Source organism: Pseudomonas sp. R1-7 (assembly GCF_051132105.1).
In the GTDB taxonomy this organism is placed as follows: Bacteria; Pseudomonadota; Gammaproteobacteria; order Pseudomonadales; family Pseudomonadaceae; genus Aquipseudomonas.
The window spans coordinates 2,967,573-2,988,855 of the sequence record NZ_CP071661.1; the positions used below are offsets into that span (position 1 = coordinate 2,967,573).

The following is a 21,283-nucleotide window of genomic DNA, read 5'->3' on the forward strand; positions in this document are numbered from 1 at the left end:
GCACCAACCGGCGCTTAGGTTCGAACGGCAGAAATGAAGCTCTGGGTGCGAGGGTTTTGCGGACTTATTAGTATTTCTTCGGGGCTTCCAGCCTCCACGATCTGCCCGTCGTCCATGAACACCATGCGGTTGGAAACCTCGCGAGCGAAGCCCAGTTCATGGGTGACGACGATCATGGTCATGCCGGTCTGCGCAAGATCGCGCATTACCGACAGCACCTCACCGACCAGTTCCGGGTCGAGTGCCGAAGTGGGTTCATCGAACAGCATCAGCTTGGGGCGCATGGCCAGTGCGCGCGCGATGGCGACGCGTTGCTGCTGGCCGCCCGAAAGCTCGATCGGATAGCTGTTGCGCTTGTCGGCCAGGCCGACGCGGGCGAGCAACTCCAAGGCTTCTTCATTCGCCTCTTTCGGGGAGCGCTTGAGCACCTGGCACGGGCCTTCGATGATGTTCTGCAGCACGGTCATGTGCGGGAAAAGGTTGAAACGCTGAAACACCATGCCCGTGGACAAGCGCTGGCGCGCGACCTGCGTTTCGTTGAGTTCGTGCAGCTTGTTGCCGACGATCCGGTAACCCACCAGTTCGCCGTCGACCCACAAGCCGCCCTTGTCGATTTTTTCCAGTTGGTTGACGCAGCGCAGCAAGGTGCTCTTGCCCGAACCGGAAGGGCCGATGATGCACAACACTTCGCCTTGTTCGACTTCGATGTCGATGTCTTTGAGCGCGTGAAATTGGTCGTAATACTTGTTCAGGCCCACGGCCTTGACGATGCTTCTCATGTGGGGCTCCTCAAGAACGCTTGCCGGCGCCGCGGGCGAAACGACGCTCCAGGCGGCTTTGGCCAAAGGACAGGACGGTGACGGTGGCCAGGTACCAGATACCGGCAACGATCAGCAGCTCCATCACGCGGGCGTTGGCGTAATAAATGTTCTGGGCGTTGTAGAGCAGTTCCGAGTACTGGATCACGCTCGCCAGCGATGTCATCTTCACCATGCTGATGAACTCGTTGCCCACCGGCGGGATGATGATGCGCATGGCCTGGGGCAGGATGATCCGGCGCAGCGCTTGCAGGCGCGGCATGCCGATGGACTTGGCGGCTTCGTATTGCCCGGTGTCCACCGAGAGCAGGCCAGCGCGCACCACTTCGGCGGTGTAGGCGCCCTGGTTGATGCTCAAGCCAAACAGCGCAGCCACGAACGGCGTCATCAGGCTCACGGTGTCCATCTCGAACAGGCCGGGGATGCCGATGGTGGGGAAGATCAGTGCCAGGTTGAACCACAACAGAAGTTGCAGGATCAGCGGTGTACCGCGAAACAGCCAGGTATAGGTCAACGCCACGTAACGCAGGATCGGGTTGGCCGACATGCGCATGATCGCGGTGATCACGCCGAACACGATGCCCAGCGCCATCGCCAGCACCGCCATGACGATGGTGTTGAGCAAGCCCCACATGATCGCCTGGGAGGTCAGGAACTGGCCGATGTAGGACCATTCGATCTGGCCTTCGGCGAAGGCGCGCACCAGGCCGATGAGTGCGATGACAATCACCGTGGCGAAGAAGATCCGCCCGTAGTAGCGCCGGGGCACATGGTCGTATTGGGTAATGTCGAACTGGTTTTCCGCCAGCTTGCGCTCCGCCTGGAGTCGTTCTACCTGTGTCTGGCTCATGTTGGTTCTCCGTTCTTGGCTTCGGCGCTATCGCTGTGGGAGCGAGCTTGCTCGCGATAGCGGTGGATCGGTCCAAGTTGATGTTGGTGGTGAAACGGTAATCGCGAGCAAGCTCGCTCCCACAGATTCTGCGTCATGACCTAAAGGCGAAATCCTTGATAGTCTTCGGTCCAGCGCTGCAGGGCAGCGAGGGCGGTTTTCAGGCGGCCGATCTGTTCACGCACCTGTTGCGGCGCGGTGCCTCCCCAGCCGCTGCGCGCAGCGATTGCGGCTTCGAGGGTCAGGCTTTCACGTACTTGCGGGGTGAGGCGCGGGTCGATTTCAGCCAGCAGCGCCGACGAGGCTTCCCACAATTCAATGTCGTGTTTCTCGCACGCCTGGACCAATGCCCCGGTGATTTCATGGGCTTCCTTGAACGGCACGCCGCGCACTGCCAGCCAGTCGGCCACTTCGGTGGCGAGGGTAAAGCCCAGCGGTGCCTGGCGTCGCAGTTCCTCGACGTTGACCTTCATCGTTGCAACCATGCCGGCCATGGCCGGCAGCACCAGCAGAAGGGTGTCGACGCTGTCGAGCACACCATGCTTGTCTTCGCTCAAGTCGCGGTTGTAAGACAGCGGCAGCGATTTGAGGGTGGACAACAGGCCGGTCAGGTTACCGATCAACCGACCCGCCTTGCCCCGCGCCAGTTCGGCGATGTCCGGGTTCTTTTTCTGCGGCATGATCGAACTGCCGGTGGCGTAGGCATCGTCCAACTCAACCCAGCGAAACTGGCGAGACGACCACAGGCAAAACTCTTCGGCGAGGCGCGAGATGTTGATGCCGAGCATGCTGGCGATGAACAGGAATTCGGCGACGTGATCACGACTGGCCACGGCATCGATCGAGTTTTCGCAAACCCCGCTGTAACCCATTTCCTTTGCCGACTGCTGAGGTAAACGAGCGATCGCCGAGCCTGCCATGGCCGCGGCACCCAATGGCGACAGCGACGTGCGCGCGTCCCAGTCCACCAGGCGCTGCACGTCGCGCAGCATCGATTGGGCGTGGGCCAGCAAGTGATGAGCAAACACGATCGGCTGCGCCTGCTGCAGGTGGGTAAAGCCGGGGCAGATGCTCTCGACGTGCCGCTCGGCCTGGTCCACCAGCGCCTGTTGCAGGCCCAGCACCTCTACGGCCAGGGTGCGCACATGGTCACGCAGGAACAGCCGCAGGTCGTTGGCGGTCTGGTCGTTTCGCGAGCGACCGGCGCGCAGCTTGCCACCCAGGGCACCCAAGCGCTCGGTCAACAGCCGCTCGATGAAGGTGTGGACGTCTTCGTCATCCAGGGTCGGGGCGATGCTACCAGCGCGGTAGTCCGCGCCGATTCGTTCCAGCGCGTCGACCATCGTCAGGGTTTCCTGCTCGTCCAGCAGTCCGGCGCGTTGCAGTTCCCGGGCATGGGCCTTGGAACCGGCGAGGTCGTATGGGGTGAGCCGGAAGTAGCGCTCAGGGCAACGGGACAGGGCCGCCAAGGCTTCGGAAGGGCCGCTTTTGAAGCGGGCACCCCAGAGACGGTCGGTGGTTTGGGACATTGTTGTTTTCCTCGTCGGGAACGCGAACTGAAACGGGTACTCCGGGCCATCACGTCGCCACAGAAACAGCGAACGAAGTCAGGCCAGAGCAGTTATCAAGAGGGCAGTTGCATCGGTGCGAGAGCTGATCGAAGTGTCAGCTTTTAATGTTTCGAGATCAGCGGTTTGGCGCTGACCCTCGGGATTTATTGGCGGTTGCCAAGCCTGGTTTTCTGTGTTCATTATTATTAGGCCAGCGTGTTTTTGTTGTTGGGCACAGGTTGTTGAATAGGGCGTCAGAGGTAAATAAGCATTATGGAAACCCCACTTTCCAATTCCGGAAACCTGCCGCCGAAAGCGCCCCAACGTGCGCCGTTGGCCCTCAGCGGGCTGGACTTCAAATTGCTTAAAGTCTTCAAGGCTGTGGTCGAGGCGGGCGGCTTCAGTGCCGCGCAGAATGAGTTGAATGTGGGGCTCGCGGCCATCAGCAAACAGATTTCCGACCTGGAAATCCGTATCGGCATGCGCCTTTGCACGCGGGGGCGAGAGGGCTTTCACCTGACCGAAGAGGGGCGTCTGGTGTATCAGGCCTCAATCGATTTATTTGCTTCGGTAGATAACTTTCGTGATCGCCTTAGTTCAGCACAAAATGAACTTGTCGGTGACCTTGGAGTGGGGGTTATTGATAACACTATTTCGGACACAAACTCCCCGTTAGTTGCAGCGCTTAGACGGATCAATGAGCAGTCGCCCAAGGTCAGGTTTCAACTCCAAGCCACGCAACTTGATGAGGTTGAAAGGGGCGTTGTCGAGGGGCGGCTGGTGGCCGGAATCGTGCCGATTTATCAAAAGCGCGAAGAATTCGATTATTACGCACTTTATGAAGAACGCTCGGAGGTTTATTGCGCCGTCGGTCACCCGCTGTTTTCCATGGCGGATGCGGACATGGGGGAAGATGTACTCAAGGAGCATGAGTGCATCAACCATCGCTATGCGGTTCATCGCGATAAATTGAAATTCGCCCGCTACGACAGTTTTTCTGCCTCGGCAACCCAGGTGGAAGCGGTTGCGCTGTTGATCAAGACGGGCCGTTTCCTGGGATTCCTGCCACAGCATTACGCCGCGCCGATGGTGGCGCGGGGGGAGTTTCGCGCGGTGCGCCCGGACCTGATCAACATCGTCACGCCGTTCAGTCTCATACTGCGACATAACATCGTGCGCAGTCCCTTGGTCAAGGCATTTGCCCAGGCATTGGGCGTGGATCTGAAAGTTACGGCTTGATGGTCTTCGCGCGTTACTTCGTTATTCAACCCAGGGTATGGACGCAAGCTTCCAGGCGCTTAGTGACGCGGCGCTGAAAGCTCGTGCACCTGGCTCCAGGCGATGTTGAATCGAGCGAGGAATTTTCGGATTCGATCGGAGTCGTTGGGCGATGCCTTGGCTGTCCGGCTGTACGCGAAGAGCTTTCGCCCGGCATCCGCCTGGCTTGCAGACGTTCGGCATATCATCAAGACCGATTCCAGTTGAAGGCGATCGAACAAGTCAATCTCAAGCCCTGAGTTAGCCAAGTGCTCGGACAATGGATCGGAGGTTGCCGGCAATCGCCAGTCCTTGCGCAGTCGCTCCAACTCATCTTCCACAAGCGCGATGTCGATGCGACCGCTATCCGCCAGGGTCGCCATGCGCGTGATTGACGCTGAGAGCTGCCTGAAGTTTCCAGACCAGTTGGCATCCCTACTCGTGGCGAATGACAAATACCGACGCCGAGCTTCGGCATTGAAGCGAACCATATGGCCGTTGTCCCTGGCATATCGCTGCAGCTCGAAATCGATGTTCGGTTCGATGTCCTCGCTGCGGTTGGCCAAGCCAGGCAGGACAAATGTCCAGATGTTGATCCTGGCGAGCAGATCTTCGCGGAACCGGCCTTCGATGACGCGCGCCTGCAGATCCTGATTGGTACCGGCGATCAAGGTGAAGTCAGATTCGACTTCTTTGTCGGAGCCCATCGGTAAGAATCTTTTTTCTTCAATTGCTTTGAGAAGCATCGCTTGTTCATCGAGCGCAAGCTCACCGATCTCGTCGAGGAACAACACGCCCTTGTGAGCGGAGCGCAACAAACCTTGCCGCGCCTGTTGCGCGCCGGTGAACGCGCCTTTGGTATGACCGAACAGCGTCGACATTGCGCTGTCGCCGCGCAAGGTGGCGCAGTTGACCTCGACGAATGCACCATCAATCTGGTGGCGACCACGTTTGAGCTCGTAGATCTGGCGCGCAAGGAATGATTTTCCCGCCCCCGTTGGGCCACTGATCAGGATCGGCGCCCGGGATCGAGCGGCGACCCGTTCGATCTGTTCGATGGTCCGGTTGAATGCAGCGTTGCGCGTCGCAATGCCGGATTTGAGCAGATCCGTGCCTTCCAGGCGTTCAGCCTGGAATCGCTTCGCGATCTGGTCGTAGCGTTGCAGGTCGAGGTCGGTGACAACATGCTTGCCTGCCGGGGTCGAGTCATCACCCCGCACGCCATTAGGCTGCGTCTGTATCAGTTTGGCGGGAATGTGCCGGGACTCGGCCAGCAGGAACCAGACGATCTGCTGGACGTGAGTGCCTGTCGTGATGTGGACAAGGTAATCCTCACCCGCGGTGTCAAACGGATAGTCAGCCGCGAAGTCATGCAACGAGGCATACACCTCTTCGAAATCCCAGGCGTTTTGCATCGCCATGGAATGCAGGCGAACCTCCGTCTCAGGCGACACCTGGGCGATATCTGTCGCAACTTTCAAGGCGAGATCGGTATCCCAGGACGCTTCCCCGTGAATCAGTTCAAGCCGATCGATCAGCAGGTCGGGCTGTTGGCACAACGAGAGGGTCGGGCGCCATTTGTTCCAGCGCTGTGAACCTTTTCCCACACGGTCTAGCTTCGACCCTAGAATTCCGATGGCGACTGTTTTTTTATCGCTCATGCAATCTATCCTGAAAGATATGTATCGATAGAAAAGTATAGTTTCTTGTCAATCGATTTGGATAGCAATGCCACGTAGAGCGTCTGCTATAAGCCAATAATTCGTTATAAATCAATAAGAAAACAAATTCATGATCCGCAACAAAACAAATTGGCATGCTGCTCGCTATGGAGCTCCCACACAAAAACACAGGAGCGAAACATGACCACTCAAACCTATCAGTTGCTTGAGGTCGAAAACGGCAAGCCCATCAAGATGTGGACCCGAGGCGTCCCGGTCGAGCCGGAGGCTAAGCAACAGCTGATGAACACGGCGCAGATGCCGTTCGTGTTCAAGCACATGGCAGTCATGCCCGATGTCCACTTGGGAAAGGGCTCGACCATCGGCAGCGTGATCCCAACCAAGGGCGCGGTCATCCCCGCAGCCGTCGGGGTCGACCTTGGGTGCGGGATGTCGGCAGTGCGCACTTCACTTCGCGCTACCGACCTTCCCGACAACCTGTTCGGCTTGCGTACGGCCATCGAGAAAGCTGTTCCGCATGGGCGCACCTCCGGGCGCAATGGCCGTGACAAAGGTGCCTGGGAAACGACTCCGAAGGTTGTCGATCAGGCCTGGTCGGCGCTTGAAGGCCGGTTCGATCTCATCACCGACAAGCACCCGCGCCTGAAAAAAACCAACAACCGCAAACACCTCGGGACGTTGGGCACCGGCAACCATTTCGTCGAGGTGTGCCTGGACGAAGCCGATCATGTCTGGGTGATGCTCCATACCGGTTCCCGTGGCGTAGGGAACATGATCGGTACCTACTTCATTGAGAAGGCCCGCGAGGAAATGCGCGAGCACATGGTGAACCTGCCTGACCGGGACCTGGCCTACCTGCGCGAAGGCACGTCCAGTTTCGATGACTACGTCGAGGCGGTTGAATGGGCCCAGGACTTCGCCAAGCAGAACCGCGCGGTCATGATGCTTGCGGTGCTCGACGCCGTACGATCGATTATCACCAAGCCTTTCGAATCCCGGCTGATCGCCGTTGACTGCCACCATAACTATGTGGAACGGGGCACCTACTTTGGAGAAGACATCCTCCTTACTCGTAAAGGCGCCGTCTCGGCGCAGAAGGGGCAGATGGGGATCATCCCTGGGTCGATGGGCGCCAAGAGCTTCATCGTGCGCGGGCTGGGGAACGAGGAGGCGTTCTGCAGTTGCTCACATGGTGCAGGTCGGGTGATGAGCCGTACCAAGGCCAAGGCAGTGTTTACTGTCGAAGATCAAGTCCGGGCGACCGCCCATGTCGAGTGCCGTAAGGATGAGGCCGTCATCGACGAGATCCCGATGGCCTACAAGGACATCGACGCGGTAATGGCTGCCCAGCGCGACTTGGTGGAAGTAATCCATACCTTGCGCCAAGTCGTCTGCGTGAAGGGCTGATTGATGAGCCAGGATCTGATTCTGATCGACGGCGCCCATGGAGGAGGGCAGGTGCTGCGCACCGCCCTCAGCCTTTCCATCATTACCGGTCGACCGTTTCGAATGACGGGAATCCGCGGTAAGCGCTCCCGTCCCGGATTGTTGCGCCAGCACCTGACCGCCGTGCGAGCCGCGGCTGAGATTTGTGGCGCAAGGATCCACGGGGTGGAACTCAACTCGACGGCCATCGAATTTCGGCCCGCAAGCGTAAGGGCAGGGGATTATTCGTTTGCAATCGGAACTGCCGGCAGCACGATGTTGGTGTTGCAGACCCTGTTGCCTGCGCTCCTGCAAGCGGATGGACCCAGTACCGTCCGGATTAGCGGGGGGACGCATAACCCGGCCGCGCCGCCCTTCGATTTCATCCAGAAAGCGTGGCTGCCCTTGATCCAGCGCATGGGAGCGCGGGTGGAATTGACGCTGCTCAAGCATGGATTCGTACCGGGCGGAGGCGGGTTGGTAGAAGCCACCGTACGACCTTCGGCCCTCAAGCCGCTGACGTTGGACGGCGAAATGGAACCCGTCACCATTGTCTCGGCTGGCGCGCTGGTTTCGGCCCTTCCTGCCTCGATTGGCAACCGGGAGCTTGATCGACTCGCTACACATCTCGGGTTGGAGCGGCGCCATCTGTCCGTTACCGACCTGGGGGATCATGCGGGGCCAGGCAATGTCGTATCGATCACCGCCATGAAGGCCGGGATTACCGAGGTATTCAGCAGCATCGGGCAAGAACGCCTGCGTGCGGAGCAGGTCGCTGACGAGGCGATCAACGAATTCACAGCGTGGGCTCAATCGGGTTCAGCGGTAGGCAATCACTTGGCCGATCAACTGATGCTGCCTATGGCAATTGCCGGTGCGGGCAGACTCACCACGGTGCGCCTGAGCAATCACATCCGAACGAATGCCGCTGTAATCCAGCAGTTTATCGATGTTGATGTGCGGCTGGCTGAGTGTGGCAAACAGGCCAGCATCGCTGTTGGGCATGTCCTTCGCTAGACGATTTCCACGCCTGATCGTCAGCGTTTGAATCCCCGTCCAGCTCGGCGCCAATCGTTTGTGTCGCCTCAAACCGTGGCCCTACGTTTACACTTGATGGTCACACCCCTGGAAGGAACGACCCCCGGTGAACCTCAACGACGCCAGTTTCGAAGAACTGCTCAACGCTCTCCACGACGGCGTCTACATCACCGATGGCGACGGCAAGACGCTCAAGGTCAATCAAGCCTACGAACGCCTGACCGGGCTCAGCGGTGCGGATCTCATCGGCCGATCCATGGAGGAGCTGGTAAAAGAAGGCGTCATTTCGCAATCGGCCACGCTGCGTGTATTGCACGGTGGCCGGCCTGTGTCGGTGATGCAGAGCCTGAGCCATGGCAAGAAATTGCTGGTCAGTGCTACGCCGATCCTCGACGCCGCAAAGCGGATTTCATACGTGGTCAGTACCGTTCGCGACATGACTGAACTGCTGCGCATGAAACACGAGCGCGATGAGTTGCAACAGCTCAAGCAACTACGCAACAGCACCGCCAAGCTCCATGCCGGCCAGCGAGACAATCTGCTGCGTTCGCCGCTCATGGCTGACCAGGAGGTTTCCGGCCGCGTCCTGTCGCTGGCCCGGCAGGTCGCCAGCAGCTCGGTGAAGGTGCTGCTTCAAGGTGAAACCGGCGTCGGAAAGACCCTCGTTGCGCAATTCATCCATAACGCCAGCCCGCGTGCCAGCGAACCCTTTCTTGCGCTCAACTGCGGCGCGCTGCCCGAAAATCTGATCGAAGCGGAGCTGTTCGGCTACGTGCCTGGAGCGTTCACTGGCGCAGGTCCCAAGGGCAAGCGTGGCCTGTTGGAACTGGCGCATCACGGCACGTTGTTTCTCGATGAGATCGGTGATCTGCCGCTGCCGGTGCAGGTCAAGCTGCTCAAGGTCATCGAAGAAAACCGCTTCATTCCGGTGGGTGGCCTGGAGCTGAAGGAGGTCGATGTGCGCATCATCAGCGCCACCCACCATGACCTAAAGCAGCAGGTAGTGGAGGGCCGTTTTCGGGCCGACCTGTATTACCGACTCAACGTGGTGCCGATCCACATTCCGGCGCTGCGTGAACGTCGAGAGGAGATCGCGCCGCTGCTGCATTACTACCTCGACAGGTTCAACACTCGTTACGAACGCCAGGTCCAATTGAGTCTCGAAGCCGTCGACCTGCTGTGCGATTACGGCTGGCCTGGCAACATTCGTGAGCTGATCAACCTGGTCGAGCGACTGGTGGTGACCAATCAGACGGGTACTGTCGAGGCGCTCGATATGCCTGAAGAGATCCTCAACCTCAACCCGCCTGACACCAATGGCACGGGCTTGCCGTTGCGCAAAGTATTGGAAAACGCCGAGCGGACTGCAATTCGCGCCGCGCTGCGCGAGCACAAGACCACGCGCCTTGCGGCCAAGGCGTTGGGCGTGAGCCAGGCGACCGTGGTGCAGAAAATGAAGCGCTGGGAACAGTCTGATTAGAATTCTGATCAACGCCGGGCAAATCGATCAGAAAGCTAATCGGTACTGACCGGAAAAATAACTCATAAATTGCGCAAGCCCCGCGTGATGGGGCTTTGCGGGCATTGGCACGGCTTTCGCTATCCCGTTTGGCACGTCTTCCATACAACAACATCAACTGGACGAGCCCGATGAATATCGCTTCTTTCAAAATCGCCAACAAACTGATCACTGGCCCAGGCGCAATCGAGCAGCTTTGCGCTGAACTGACGCGCCTTGAAGTCAACAATCCGCTGATCGTCACAGACACCGTACTGGTGAACTCCGGCACCGTTGACCTGGCGCTGGCGAAACTCGGTGATCGCCGCTACGGCATATTCGATCAGGTCAAACCCGAGCCTGAAGTGGTCATCGTCGAGGAGTGCACCCGTGCCTATCGCGAGGGTGGCCACGACGGATTGATTGCGGTGGGTGGCGGCAGCGCCATCGATATCGCCAAGGGCGTCGCGGCATATGCGGGTCACGCAGGTGCACTGAAGGAACTGTTCGGTGTCGATCTAGTGAAACGCAAAGGCCCGCCCTTGATTGCTATCCCGACGACCGCCGGCACCGGCTCGGAAGTGACCAACGTCGCGATTTTTTCCGACAAGCAAGCGCAGCTGAAGAAAGGCATCGTCAGCGACTACCTGCTACCCGACGTGGCGCTGGTAAGCCCGACCATGACGTTGACCTGTCCACGCAGTGTGACGGCGGCCAGTGGCGTCGACGCGCTGGTACATGCGGTCGAGTCCTATCTCTCAGTCAACGCTACGCCAATCACCGACGCCATCGCGCTGGGTGCGATCAAGCTGATCACCAAGGCGCTGCCGAAGGCTTATGCCAACCCAACCAACTTGAAAGCACGAGAAGACATGGCCACCGCCAGCCTGATGGCCGGCATGGCGTTTGGCAATGCAGGGGTAGGGGCGGTGCATGCGCTGGCGTACCCATTGGGTGGGCGGTTCAACATTGCCCACGGCGTCAGCAACGCCTTGTTGCTGCCGTACGTGATGGAGTGGAACAAGACCGCCTGCGTCGAGCGTTTCCGTGATATCGCCGACGCCATGGGCGTGCGCGTTGCGAGACTGAACGACAAGGAGGCGGCGGATCAGGCGGTAAAGGCCATGGCGGATCTATGTGCCGCAGTGGATATCCCCTCGGGCCTGCGCAGTTTCAACGTGCCGGAGGAGGCTATTCCAGCAATGGCGGAGGAGGCCAGCAAGATCGACCGATTGATGCGCAACAACCCGCGCAAGCTGACGGCCGCCGATATCGAGAAGATTTACCGCGCGGCCTACTAAGCCACGTCTTTTTTTCGAGAGCGTGCGCTCGCCACGAAAAAACCAATAAAACAGGTGAACCCAATGTCCGACACTGCTGCGCAGCGGAGCGAAAGCCCGTACATCCCGCTCGGTCCCTTCAAGGTCCGGTTGCCGTTTCTGCATTACAAAATCGAACTTCCAGACTATCTCCAGGGCTTGTTGATGTGTGCCGTGGACCTGGCCGCCATTCCGCTGATGACCGAACTGCTCGGCATGCCTTTCGAGGTTGCGCTTGCCGTCGTGATGCTCAACGGCTTGCTTTACCTCGCGCACCATCTGCTCGGCGACCCGACCGTACCGGGTTGGATCACGCCGGCGGTACCCTTGTTGATGGCTTATTGTGCGCAGTTCCCGATGGGGCCGGAGCGTGTCCACGCCTTGATTGCCTTCCAATTGATGCTAGGGATATTTTCAATCGCCCTGGGGGCGACGGGAATGGCGAAGAAGGTGGTGGAATTTGTGCCTTCGGCGATCAAGTCCGGGATCATCGTCGGCGCTGGCCTGAGTGCGGTCATAGCGGTGTTCCAGGTGGGCGGGAAGTTCAATGTGCTGCCCTGGACCATTTCCATTGCGGTCGGCATCGCCTTTTATTTGATCTTTTCCCAGCACTTCAATGAGCTCAAGCAACGCAACCGCTTCTGGTGGAACTTCGCCAAGCTCGGCATCCTGCCGATCATCCTGCTGGCGGTGGTGATCGCACCGTTGTTCGGTGAAGCGCCATGGCCAACCCTCCAGTGGGGTATCAGCCAACCGGATTTCGCCGGCTTGTGGAACGACTACACCGTGTTCGGATTGGGCATGCCGCCACTGTCCATGTTCATCTCCGCACTGCCAACCATGCTGGCGGCCTACATCATCGTGTTCGGCGATGTGCTCAGCGCAAAATCGCTTCTCGATGAGGCAGAAACCGTCCGCACTGATGAGGTCGTCGACTACAACGCCGATCGCGCGCACCTGATCTTCGGCGCGCGTAATGCGTTCATGAGCATCTTCGGCCCGGACGTCGCCATGTGCGGGCCCAAGTGGGCGGCGATGCTGGTGGTGGTGATCGAGCGTTTCAAAGGTGGGCCGAAGGCGATGAAGTCGATCATCGGCGGCGTCGGGTCGTTCCGTTGGGGGACCAACAGCGGTCTGTTGCTGTTGCCGGTTGTCACGTTGGTACAGCCGATCCTCGGCGTCGCCTTGTCTCTAACGCTGCTGATCCAGGGTTACGTGAGCGTGCGCCTGGGCATTCTTGAAGCCAGAAGCCAGCGCGACCTGGGTATTGCCGGCGTAATTGGTGCGGTACTGGCGATCAAAGGCGCGAGCTGGGCATTTGGGGTTGGCGTTGTGTTGTGCTTGCTTATTTATGGCAAGAATTTCTTCAGGGGGGAGGTGGATGGGACGTTTGCCAAGGATTTGAAGGGAATGGGTAACACCAAGCCAATCGGGAATGGCGAGTCCGCGACGGAGATCAAGCGAATGGAGGGGAGGGCCGTGGCAGAGTGAACGGGATTGGGGCGGTCATCCTCGATATTAGAGGAGGGTGCGCCTCACCCCTCTATTTGTTTGGTGTGAGTTCTTGGACGACCTCACGCATCATGTCCTCGGAAACTTCAATTTCTTGCCGGAATTTACTGGGGCGCAGGACATGGTCCTCATTGTACTTGGCGTCTATCCCGGTACCGAACGCTTCGTCTCTCTGAATCATTTTATTTAAAGCTTCAACGACGCTGCTATCGCTGGTGGCAATCTTGTGCGCGCCTACGTAGCCATCCACGAGCGTTTCGGCGTAACCGTGTATTTCGCAATTATGATAAAGATACAGCTTCATAATGCAGGCAAATGAGTGGGCGAAAGATCTTTTGGTGCCGCTTGGCAGTGCGGAGTTACAACCATAGATTTTTATCTTGCCGGCAAAAGACCGGTTCAATAAAACGTCTTTTTTCAACGTTCTGGCCAGAGCCAAGGCAGAAATGGAATCGCTGTCGGCAGAGGCCTCCTTGGATAAGGTGGTACTTCCGGGAGCGCAATGTCCAAAAATATAGATGACCTCGTCAGGGCCTATACAGCTCTGCAAACGTGCTGCGAGACGTTTTTTCGAAGGTCCATCGAAGGTGAAGAACTCGTAATCGGCCAGATCCGTCCTTTCTGTGTTGGCTTCAATTTTTGAGCGTCTGGCCTTCCGCCAATTTTCCCTGGTGTTGACCCATTGCTTGGATTGTGCAGAAAAGGGAAATATCACGATGCGTGAATGTTTGCACATAGCGCTTCCTCCGAGCGAAAAATCTCCATCCTGAAGAAATTCTAGCCAAGCCTGGCGGTTTAGCTATCGACGCTGAAGCGTTCGGCTTTTACGAATTGACCTGAATGGGGCGGAGGCCTCATGGCGAGAGATAAGGGATAAACATCTTGTTTAACATAATATACATTATGCGCATATTCACTTTTACTATCGCAGCCCATGACTGGCTACTTTCAGCACACACACCACAGTCTCGCCTCAAGGTCCGAGCTGGGATGCTGACCGTCAGCAATCCCATCACCTACGTGGACACCCGTTCAAAACCTTACAGCGGCTCCGCCGTTTCGATCAGCGAATTAAGCACCAATTTGATCTCCGTCGCGGGATCCTTGTGTCCCTGCAGAATCAAACCTTCCGACAGCGCGGTAAATGTCTTGGCGAGTGCTGCGTATGCCAACGGAGGTTTCTTGCCGGCATGATTGAAAATAATCGTGATCAGCTTACCCAGCGCCTCGCTGTTTTCTTCATGCAGCTCGTAATAGTGCTTTGCGAACTCATCATCACGAAGAGCGATCAGCTGCATTTCTGCATCGAGAATGGCGCAGTTGGTGTTGTTTTTAAGGGTATCTATATAGGCATTCAAACCTTGGGTGAGTTGTTCAGCCGTATAGCCGCCGGCCAAGGTATTTCCCAAGCGATCAATCTCAACGCGCTTGAAACGCTGGGTGAGCTGCAGCAACAATTCCGACTTGCTTGAAAAGTTCGAAAAGAACGCGCCTTTCGAATAACCAGCCTCTTCGGATATTGTATTTACGCTGGCGGCATGGAAGCCTTTCTTGATCATCAGTTCTGTAGCGGTGTCGAATAATTTGTCTCTTGTTATTTGCTGACTTTCCTCTCGACCTAATCTTTTCTTAATCACGCCCTCGGCTCCTTTGGCCCGAAAATCTATAGTTGTAACTAGATGAAACCATTCTAGGATTCAGCTATGAACAGATGTTTTGCACCTTACCACCGGCCTGAGCCCTTTTGCATTTAAAGTTTAAAAAGTGCCATGTAGACGCCTTGCGGTTTACTCAGCCGGACCGCGTAAAAGCGATGAACCCAGCGACAACCCGGTCCCATTCTTGCCATGCGCGCCCTGCCCGTACAGCCGCAAAAATGCCTCGGTGCCTGAGAAATGGCGCCATGAGTATGACGGAATTTCGCTGAGACCTCACGTCTCAGCCCCGTGCTAGACGCTTCGCAATTGTTTTATTCATGAAATACCGCTTGATTTTCAGATACCGAATGGTTTTTACTTGCGCCGTTGGATGAGCCAACACCTGTCCGGACGATGACATTGCTCGAACAGGTACCTCACAGGGAGCAGGATTTTAATGGAATATGCCTTCGTCACAGGCGCTACGGGCCTGCTTGGCAACAACGTTGTCCACGCGCTGTTGAAGCGCAACATCAAGGTCAAGGCGCTTGTGCGTTCCGTGGAAAAAGCCAAGAAGCAATTTGGCGGTCTGCCGGTCGAGTTCGTCGAGGGCGATATGCTTGATGTGAAGGCATTCAGCCACGCACTTGAAGGCTGCGATGCGTTGTTCCACACCGCCGCGTATTTCCGCGATAGCTATAAAGGTGGGAAACACTGGCAGAAACTTTATGACACCAACGTAACGGGCACCGAGCGCCTGCTTCAGGCCGCCTATGCTGCGGGGATTCGGCGGGCAGTCCATACCTCCTCGATTGCAGTGTTGAAAGGCGCCAAAGACCAGGTCATCGACGAAAGCATGTCCCGGGACGAGTCGGAAGCCGACGATTACTATTTGAGCAAGATCCTCTCTGAACAGAAGGTCCGGGAGTTCCTGGCTGTGCATCCGGACATGTTTGTTGCAATGGTGTTACCCGGCTGGATGTTCGGCCCCGGGGACATTGGTCCTACCTCCTCCGGGCAGTTCCTGCTCGACTTCGTTGGAAAAAAGTTACCCGGTGTTCTGCCAGGGAGCTTTTCCGTGGTGGATGCGCGGGACGTCGCGGAGCATCAAATCGCAGCTATTACCCGCGGTAGATCCGGTGAGCGTTATCTGGCAGCCGGCAATCATATGGATATGAAGAGTATTTTCCGCGCACTGTCCAATGTCAGTGGGATAAAGGCACCTGAGCGAGCTGTGCCATTGTTCATGTTGCGTGTTATCGCCTTCGCCTATGAGTGCTATTACCGAGTCACGAAGAAGCCGGTACTGATCAGTACTTCCACGGTCAAGCTCATTGAACAAGAACAAGGACGAACGCATTTCAGTCACAGTAAAAGTTCCAGCGAACTTAAATGTGCGTTCCGCCCTGTCAGCGAAACACTGACCGATACCTTGGATTGGTATCGCAACAACAATTATATAAAGCCCAACTGAACCGAATAGCCTGCCTCTGCAGTACTTTTTTATCTGGCCATAACTTCAAGGATTGAGAGGTTGGTGAATGAAAAGCCTTACCCATAAACAAGGTTTCCTGCATCGTTTCGTCGATTTTTCGGAGACTCACCCAGACAGCGTTGCGATCAGGAATCTGGACGCAGACGAAACCGTCACTTATAGGGCGTTGCGCATCCGCGCCGAAGAGTGCAACGGCCTCCTCCATGGCCTGGGCATATCCCCCGGCGAAAAAGTCGCGCTGGTCTTGCCCAACGGCGTTGATTTCATCGCCTATTACCTGGCGATCATCGGACGTGGCGCCATCCCCGTGATCTTGAATCACAAACTGACGGCATTCGAGCTGAGCAACGTGCTGAGGATTGCGCAGCCAGTGCTGATCGTGACGACCGATACGTTGTGTGAACAACACCTGGAAATATTGCAGCCGTTCCATTCCCTGATACTGGGTACCGGCGATGAGCCTTCGGCGTCATTACCAAAAAACGCAGTGGTCGCGTCCGTCTTGCCGCGCCTGGCATCGCCCTTGTCGTTACCGGAAGACGATGCAATCGTCTCGGTCCAGTTCACGTATCGGGGCGTCGGCAAACCCCTGGCCGTCACTCACCGCTACCTTGATCTGACGCAGTCAAGTGATGGCCTGCATGAGCAGTTCCATCCCCAGGGCGTCGGTTCGGTCCACTTGGTGACGCTGCCGCTGTACGCCATTTTCGGCCTGTCCGTGATGATGGTGTTTCCGTTGAGCATCGGCGCCACGTTGCTGATGACCAACACCCTGCTCAACCGCGACCTGGCGCAGGTCTTGTCTGAGTACCAGGTCACCTTTGCCTGCCTGGTGCCGGACGTCATTCGGTATTTCAACGCCCGGCTGGTAAAACGCAAAGGCGCGCTGTTGCCCCTGCACCCTCGACTGATGATCTATTCCGGCGGCAGCCATCTACCCGCCGATGAAGCCGAGAAGCTTGGAAGGCTGCTGGGTTGCGCCCCTGTACTGCAAGGCTACGGCTTGACCGAAAGCATGCCGGTGATCGTCCAAAGCTCCGTTGGCCCGGTTCATCGTGGCGCCATGGGCCAACCCATCAGCGGCGTCGAACTGAGGGTTGTCGACGCGCACGGACGGGACGTTGCGGCTGGGGCCATTGGCGAACTGTGGGTTCGTGGACCGATGGTCACGCCAGGCTATGAGGATGAGCCGCAGCTCAATGCCTATTCTTTTCGTGACGGTTGGTTTCATACCGGTGACCTGGTCTGGCGCGACGACGAAGGCCACGTGTTTTTCTACTGCCAACGCCTGCGCATCTCAAAAATAAAAGCGCAGATGGTTGATCTTGCGGAAATCGAATCCATCGCGCTCCGGCATCCCGATGCGGTACGTGCCAAGGCCTACATCGTCCCGGACCAAAAAGAAGTCAACGTATTGCACTTGTCCGTGGAGGGCAACGGCGGCCTGAGCCAGAACGATGTATCCACCCTGCTTGCGCAATATCTCTCTGGTTTCAAACTGCCCAAATTCATCGAGATTATCCCTCTCAAGGAAGAGATTCATGCACGCTGACAGCACGCAACCGGTACTGGCCGTTTTCGATTTCGACGGCACATTGACCGACAGGCACACCTTCTGGCGCTACATGCGCTTCATTGTAGGCACCCGGGCATTCTGGCTCAGGATCATCCCCCTGTTGCCGAAAATGCTCAGCGTCATTCTCGGGATCACTCCGTTGATGCAGGCGCGTCTGGCATTCATCGCCTGTTACCTGGGCGGTTTGACCGTCGAGCAAGAACGCGAGCACGCCAGGTATTTCATCACCGAGCAATTGCCGCTCTGGCTCAGGCCTGAAGCCATGCGGCGCCTGCAATGGCACCAATCCATGGGACACGTCACCGCGCTCGTCAGCAATTCACCAGAAAACTACCTGATTCCCTGGGGACAGGCCGTGGGTTTCGATCATGTCTGCGGCACCCGCCTGGCGGTCGCCGGTAACAAGCTGACGGGAGGAATATCCGGTACCAATTGTGTCGACCGGGAGAAAGTCGCTCGGCTCAGGGACTGCCTGAGCAACCTCGACGATTTCTACATCTACGCCTATGGCGATTCGTCAGGTGACGCAGCGCTGCTGGGCCTCGCCAATTCTCCCTTCTACAGAAACTGGTACTGATCGATGAACACTCTGAGCACGTTGGCCCAAAAGCCTTGCAAACAGCCAGGCAACGCTCCGACGGTGATGATCGTCGGTGCCGGTCCTATCGGCCTGTCGCTGGCGATCATGTTGAAGCAATGGGGCGTTTCTTTCCGCATCATTGAAAAGAACGCGGGTCCTTCCACCGCGACCAAAGCGATGGCCATCCATTCCAGGACCCTGGAGATTTTTCGTGACCTGGGCATTGCCGACCAGGCGATCGCCGAGGGTTTCACCATCAATCAGTTCTCGGTCCAGTCAAACGCCAAGCGTGTGCTGAACTATAACTTTTCCTACCTGGATGCGACCTATCCCCTGCTACTCAGCCTGCCGCAGCCGCAGACGGAGAAGCTCCTGCTGCAGCGGTTGAATGAGTTGGGCGCGGACGTCGAATGGAACACCGAACTGGTAGATCTTGAAAACCAGGCTGGGGCCGTGGCGATGACCTTGCGGCACGCCGACGGCCGCGACGAGTCCTTCACCAGCCGCTGGGCGGTGGCGTGCGACGGCGCCCGCAGCAATATCCGCAAACGCCTGGGCATGACCTTCGAGGGCTCCTCCTACGATCGTTTTTTCATGCTGGCCGACGCCGACATCGAGTGGTCCGGCAGCAAGGACGAGGGAGCGTTTTTCCTCGGTGCCCAGGACGGCTATGTCGCGGTTGCGCCGATCAGCGACCGGTCCCGCTATCGCCTTTTCATCGAGATGCCTTACGACCTGCCACCCGAAGGCGAGAACCCTCCCCTCACCCTGCAGAATTTCCAGCGGCTGTGCGAGGGGCGTGGGCAAAAGATGACGCTGTCAAACATTTCGTCGACCACCATTGCCTCGTTCCAGCATCGCCGGGTGGAGTCGTTGCAGCAGGGCTCGGTCTTCCTGGTGGGTGATTCGGCGCATATCGGCAGCCCCATCGGCGGCCAATGGATGAACCTGGGGATTTCGGAGGCCTACAACCTGGCGTGGAAACTTGCCTATGTCGATCAAGGTCTGGCCGAACCCTCGTTGCTGGACAGCTACAACGCCGAACGCTATCCGGTGGCCCTTGAAGTGGAAAACACTGCACATCGGCTCACCGGACTGATCACGGTCAGGCATCCCGCCCTGGTGTGGTTGCGCGATAACGTCCTGCCGCTGTTAAGCAATCGGCAAAAGATCCAGCGCAAGCTGCCGTCGATGATCTCGGGGCATCAATACCACTACGGTAAAAGTGAATACATCCAGGAATCGCTGACCCAGCAGCAGCGCTGGAGCTGGAAAAAGAAAGGCAAGAGAACCCCGTTCCAGCCACCAGCACCTCGCGCGGGCCAACTGGCGCCCGACGTCGAGCTGTGGGAACGGCAAGGTAAGCAGCCCAAGCGCTTGATCGATCTGTTCCAGGGATCGTTCACCCTGTTGATCTTCAGCGCGACCGACCAATTTTCCCCGGTGTTGCCAAGCCTTTATTCATTGGCCGCATCGGTAGAGAGAGACTACCCGGCCATCAAGGCCTACTGCGTCGTCGACGCGTTGAGCAGCATCGGGCTGCCGGCGGAGCAATCCACCCTGCTCGACCCGGACTGGCGTCTGCACAAGCGCTACCACGCCAAGGAAGGCACGCTGATGCTGGTTCGTCCCGATGGCTACATCGCTTTCCAGGGCGCCGACGCCATCACGCTGATGACGTACCTGATCGTCAGGTCCGGGCTGCGCAAGGGCGTCGGTAGAACACTGTTTTCCGAGATGGATGCGCTGGAACTGCAGCTTTAAGTCGCGACTGCTTGCCTCTTGATGACAGGGCCCCGGCGCGGGCCCTGGCATTCGACTATCGATTCAGAACACCTACCTATTCAGGGTTAAGGAGAACCTCATGCGCTTGCAGCTCAACGACGTCGTGCAGGAATTCATCGTGTCCAACGGAAAAATAGCCCATAGCTATTTTTCTCTTTCGGAAAAGATCATCGATTCGCTGTGCGAATCAAACATCGCCAAGGAATCGATCCTGATGCGCCTGCTGGAACAGGCGGAGACGGTCACGGCACATTATTTCAATGCGCATCAGCAGGTGCTCGAGGGCGTCTATGCCCATGGCATTGAAGCGCCCGCCAGTAAAAGCGTCGCGACGCTTGAGCCAGTACAGGGGCATTCTCCGGTTCTACCAGCGGCGCCTGTCGCCGAGCAACCTGTGGCGCCCAACTACGCGCAATGGCTGCGCGCCGAAATAAGCAAAGTTACAGGCTTCAGGAACGAACAAATCGATTTCGACCAGAGTTTTGAAAGCCTGGGCATCGACTCCCTGGGGCTGGTAGACGTCTTCGAGTCGTTGGCCCAGCACTTTCCGGACAAAAAGGACCTGACCTCGGCGCTGTTCGACGCCCCGACGCCAACGGCATTGCTCGCCAGGCTCGAAACCGATCCGCATGCGCCCGCAGAGGGTATAGAGGCCTGGGTAGTCGCACAGTTGGCGGTCATGACCGGTTTCACTGTTGAGCAGATTGACAGTGAACAAAGCTACGAAAGCCTGGGGATGGACTCATTGGTGCAGTTGGACTTCCTCGAAGCGGTTGTCGGCCAATGGCCACAGCTCAAGGCCAGGAGCAGCGAGCTGGCCAACGCCAAATCTGCCATGCAAACCGTTGCCTTGATTGAAGACATGCTCGCCAACGCCGAGGTGCCCGGCGCTGTTCCCGAGACGCCTGCATCCGCCGGCGCCCGCTCCGACACGCCGATCAGCGATGCGCTTTTCGATGCCCTCACACCGTTGGTTCCGCAAGCCGCCCAATCATTGGACATCCAGACGCCCTTCGCACAATTGGGGCTCAACGGTTTCGACCGGGAAGCCCTTTGCCAGTCACTGGCGCAGGCAACCCCCGCCAGCGAGTTCGCCGGCGAAGCCTTGATGTCGCGCCGCACGCCACAAGATGCGCTGTCGCTCCTGGCGAGAATGGGCTGACGCCATAGGGCAAGCGCAGCCAACACATGGAATGGAAACCGGGTGGTCGACAGGCCACCT

17 protein-coding genes are annotated in these 21,283 nt (G+C 57.7%); 11 read left to right on the plus strand and 6 right to left on the minus strand.

Going from position 1 to position 21,283, the window contains the following annotated elements:
• Positions 1–14 precede the first annotated feature (14 nt).
• The 3 genes from J3P79_RS13335 to argH all read right to left on the minus strand — a co-directional run bounded on the left by J3P79_RS13335 (position 15) and on the right by argH (position 3,236).
• Positions 15–779 (minus strand): amino acid ABC transporter ATP-binding protein, encoded by a 765-nt coding sequence (locus J3P79_RS13335; protein ID WP_039588479.1) that lies wholly within the window; start codon positions 777–779, stop codon positions 15–17.
• Between the two features lie 10 nt (positions 780–789).
• Complete coding sequence (locus J3P79_RS13340; protein WP_434611277.1) at positions 790–1,668, minus strand: amino acid ABC transporter permease; 879 nt, start codon at positions 1,666–1,668, stop codon at positions 790–792.
• 140 nt (positions 1,669–1,808) lie between these two features.
• The gene (argH, locus tag J3P79_RS13345) at positions 1,809–3,236 is read right to left on the minus strand and encodes an argininosuccinate lyase (RefSeq protein WP_434611279.1); all 1,428 of its coding nucleotides are present in this window, start codon (positions 3,234–3,236) and stop codon (positions 1,809–1,811) included.
• Between the two features lie 294 nt (positions 3,237–3,530).
• On the opposite strand from argH, the gene J3P79_RS13350 reads away from it, so the two are divergent.
• Positions 3,531–4,496 carry a LysR family transcriptional regulator gene (locus tag J3P79_RS13350; RefSeq protein ID WP_434611281.1) on the plus strand — a complete coding sequence of 322 codons (966 nt, stop codon included), beginning with the start codon at positions 3,531–3,533 and terminating at the stop codon, positions 4,494–4,496.
• Positions 4,497–4,555: 59 nt separating this feature from the next.
• On the opposite strand, the gene rtcR is transcribed toward J3P79_RS13350, so the two are convergent.
• Positions 4,556–6,175 carry an RNA repair transcriptional activator RtcR gene (rtcR, locus tag J3P79_RS13355; RefSeq protein WP_434611284.1) on the minus strand — a complete coding sequence of 540 codons (1,620 nt, stop codon included), beginning with the start codon at positions 6,173–6,175 and terminating at the stop codon, positions 4,556–4,558.
• A 201-nt stretch (positions 6,176–6,376) separates the two neighbouring features.
• Here rtcR and J3P79_RS13360 point away from each other — a divergent pair, with 201 nt between their 5' ends.
• From J3P79_RS13360 to J3P79_RS13380, 5 genes are all read left to right on the plus strand, one after another.
• Positions 6,377–7,603 (plus strand): RtcB family protein, encoded by a 1,227-nt coding sequence (locus J3P79_RS13360; RefSeq protein ID WP_434611286.1) that lies wholly within the window; start codon positions 6,377–6,379, stop codon positions 7,601–7,603.
• Positions 7,604–7,606: 3 nt separating this feature from the next.
• Complete coding sequence (rtcA, locus tag J3P79_RS13365; protein WP_434611288.1) at positions 7,607–8,638, plus strand: RNA 3'-terminal phosphate cyclase; 1,032 nt, start codon at positions 7,607–7,609, stop codon at positions 8,636–8,638.
• A 127-nt stretch (positions 8,639–8,765) separates the two neighbouring features.
• Positions 8,766–10,139, plus strand: a complete 1,374-nt coding sequence (locus tag J3P79_RS13370) for a sigma-54 interaction domain-containing protein (RefSeq protein ID WP_434611290.1) — start codon at positions 8,766–8,768, stop codon at positions 10,137–10,139.
• Positions 10,140–10,309: 170 nt separating this feature from the next.
• Entirely contained in the window at positions 10,310–11,458 is a 1,149-nt protein-coding gene (locus J3P79_RS13375) for an iron-containing alcohol dehydrogenase (protein WP_434611292.1), read from the plus strand.
• 63 nt (positions 11,459–11,521) lie between these two features.
• Positions 11,522–12,967 (plus strand): hypothetical protein, encoded by a 1,446-nt coding sequence (locus tag J3P79_RS13380; RefSeq protein ID WP_434611294.1) that lies wholly within the window; start codon positions 11,522–11,524, stop codon positions 12,965–12,967.
• A 52-nt stretch (positions 12,968–13,019) separates the two neighbouring features.
• Here the strand turns inward: J3P79_RS13380 and J3P79_RS13385 are convergent, their stop codons facing one another.
• Positions 13,020–13,724: a hypothetical protein gene (locus tag J3P79_RS13385; protein ID WP_434611296.1), complete on the minus strand. Its 705-nt coding sequence runs from the start codon at positions 13,722–13,724 to the stop codon at positions 13,020–13,022.
• Positions 13,725–14,028: 304 nt separating this feature from the next.
• Positions 14,029–14,625: a TetR/AcrR family transcriptional regulator gene (locus J3P79_RS13390; RefSeq protein WP_434611298.1), complete on the minus strand. Its 597-nt coding sequence runs from the start codon at positions 14,623–14,625 to the stop codon at positions 14,029–14,031.
• A gap of 457 nt (positions 14,626–15,082) precedes the next feature.
• Here J3P79_RS13390 and J3P79_RS13395 point away from each other — a divergent pair, with 457 nt between their 5' ends.
• The 5 genes from J3P79_RS13395 to J3P79_RS13415 all read left to right on the plus strand — a co-directional run bounded on the left by J3P79_RS13395 (position 15,083) and on the right by J3P79_RS13415 (position 21,223).
• Positions 15,083–16,099, plus strand: coding sequence for an SDR family oxidoreductase (locus tag J3P79_RS13395; RefSeq protein WP_434611300.1), 1,017 nt, complete (start codon positions 15,083–15,085; stop codon positions 16,097–16,099).
• Positions 16,100–16,166: 67 nt separating this feature from the next.
• Positions 16,167–17,672, plus strand: coding sequence for a class I adenylate-forming enzyme family protein (locus J3P79_RS13400; RefSeq protein WP_434611301.1), 1,506 nt, complete (start codon positions 16,167–16,169; stop codon positions 17,670–17,672).
• Entirely contained in the window at positions 17,662–18,273 is a 612-nt protein-coding gene (locus J3P79_RS13405) for an HAD-IB family hydrolase (RefSeq protein ID WP_434611304.1), read from the plus strand. The genes J3P79_RS13400 and J3P79_RS13405 overlap by 11 nt, the downstream gene beginning before the upstream one ends.
• A 3-nt stretch (positions 18,274–18,276) precedes the next feature.
• Positions 18,277–20,040: an FAD-dependent monooxygenase gene (locus J3P79_RS13410; RefSeq protein ID WP_434611305.1), complete on the plus strand. Its 1,764-nt coding sequence runs from the start codon at positions 18,277–18,279 to the stop codon at positions 20,038–20,040.
• 100 nt (positions 20,041–20,140) lie between these two features.
• On the plus strand, positions 20,141–21,223 hold the full coding sequence (locus J3P79_RS13415) for an acyl carrier protein (protein WP_434611307.1): 1,083 nt from the start codon (positions 20,141–20,143) through the stop codon (positions 21,221–21,223).
• Positions 21,224–21,283: the final 60 nt, after the last annotated feature.

Coding starts and splice junctions, on each gene's coding strand:
- J3P79_RS13340 (WP_434611277.1), bottom strand. CDS start 1,668: ATGAGCCAGACACAGGTAGAACGACTCCAGGCGGAGCGCAAGCTGGCG.
- rtcR (WP_434611284.1), bottom strand. CDS start 6,175: ATGAGCGATAAAAAAACAGTCGCCATCGGAATTCTAGGGTCGAAGCTA.
- J3P79_RS13400 (WP_434611301.1), top strand. CDS start 16,167: ATGAAAAGCCTTACCCATAAACAAGGTTTCCTGCATCGTTTCGTCGAT.
- J3P79_RS13405 (WP_434611304.1), top strand. CDS start 17,662: ATGCACGCTGACAGCACGCAACCGGTACTGGCCGTTTTCGATTTCGAC.
- argH (WP_434611279.1), bottom strand. CDS start 3,236: ATGTCCCAAACCACCGACCGTCTCTGGGGTGCCCGCTTCAAAAGCGGC.
- J3P79_RS13360 (WP_434611286.1), top strand. CDS start 6,377: ATGACCACTCAAACCTATCAGTTGCTTGAGGTCGAAAACGGCAAGCCC.
- J3P79_RS13335 (WP_039588479.1), bottom strand. CDS start 779: ATGAGAAGCATCGTCAAGGCCGTGGGCCTGAACAAGTATTACGACCAA.
- J3P79_RS13410 (WP_434611305.1), top strand. CDS start 18,277: ATGAACACTCTGAGCACGTTGGCCCAAAAGCCTTGCAAACAGCCAGGC.
- J3P79_RS13415 (WP_434611307.1), top strand. CDS start 20,141: ATGCGCTTGCAGCTCAACGACGTCGTGCAGGAATTCATCGTGTCCAAC.
- J3P79_RS13350 (WP_434611281.1), top strand. CDS start 3,531: ATGGAAACCCCACTTTCCAATTCCGGAAACCTGCCGCCGAAAGCGCCC.
- J3P79_RS13375 (WP_434611292.1), top strand. CDS start 10,310: ATGAATATCGCTTCTTTCAAAATCGCCAACAAACTGATCACTGGCCCA.
- rtcA (WP_434611288.1), top strand. CDS start 7,607: ATGAGCCAGGATCTGATTCTGATCGACGGCGCCCATGGAGGAGGGCAG.
- J3P79_RS13395 (WP_434611300.1), top strand. CDS start 15,083: ATGGAATATGCCTTCGTCACAGGCGCTACGGGCCTGCTTGGCAACAAC.
- J3P79_RS13385 (WP_434611296.1), bottom strand. CDS start 13,724: ATGTGCAAACATTCACGCATCGTGATATTTCCCTTTTCTGCACAATCC.
- J3P79_RS13380 (WP_434611294.1), top strand. CDS start 11,522: ATGTCCGACACTGCTGCGCAGCGGAGCGAAAGCCCGTACATCCCGCTC.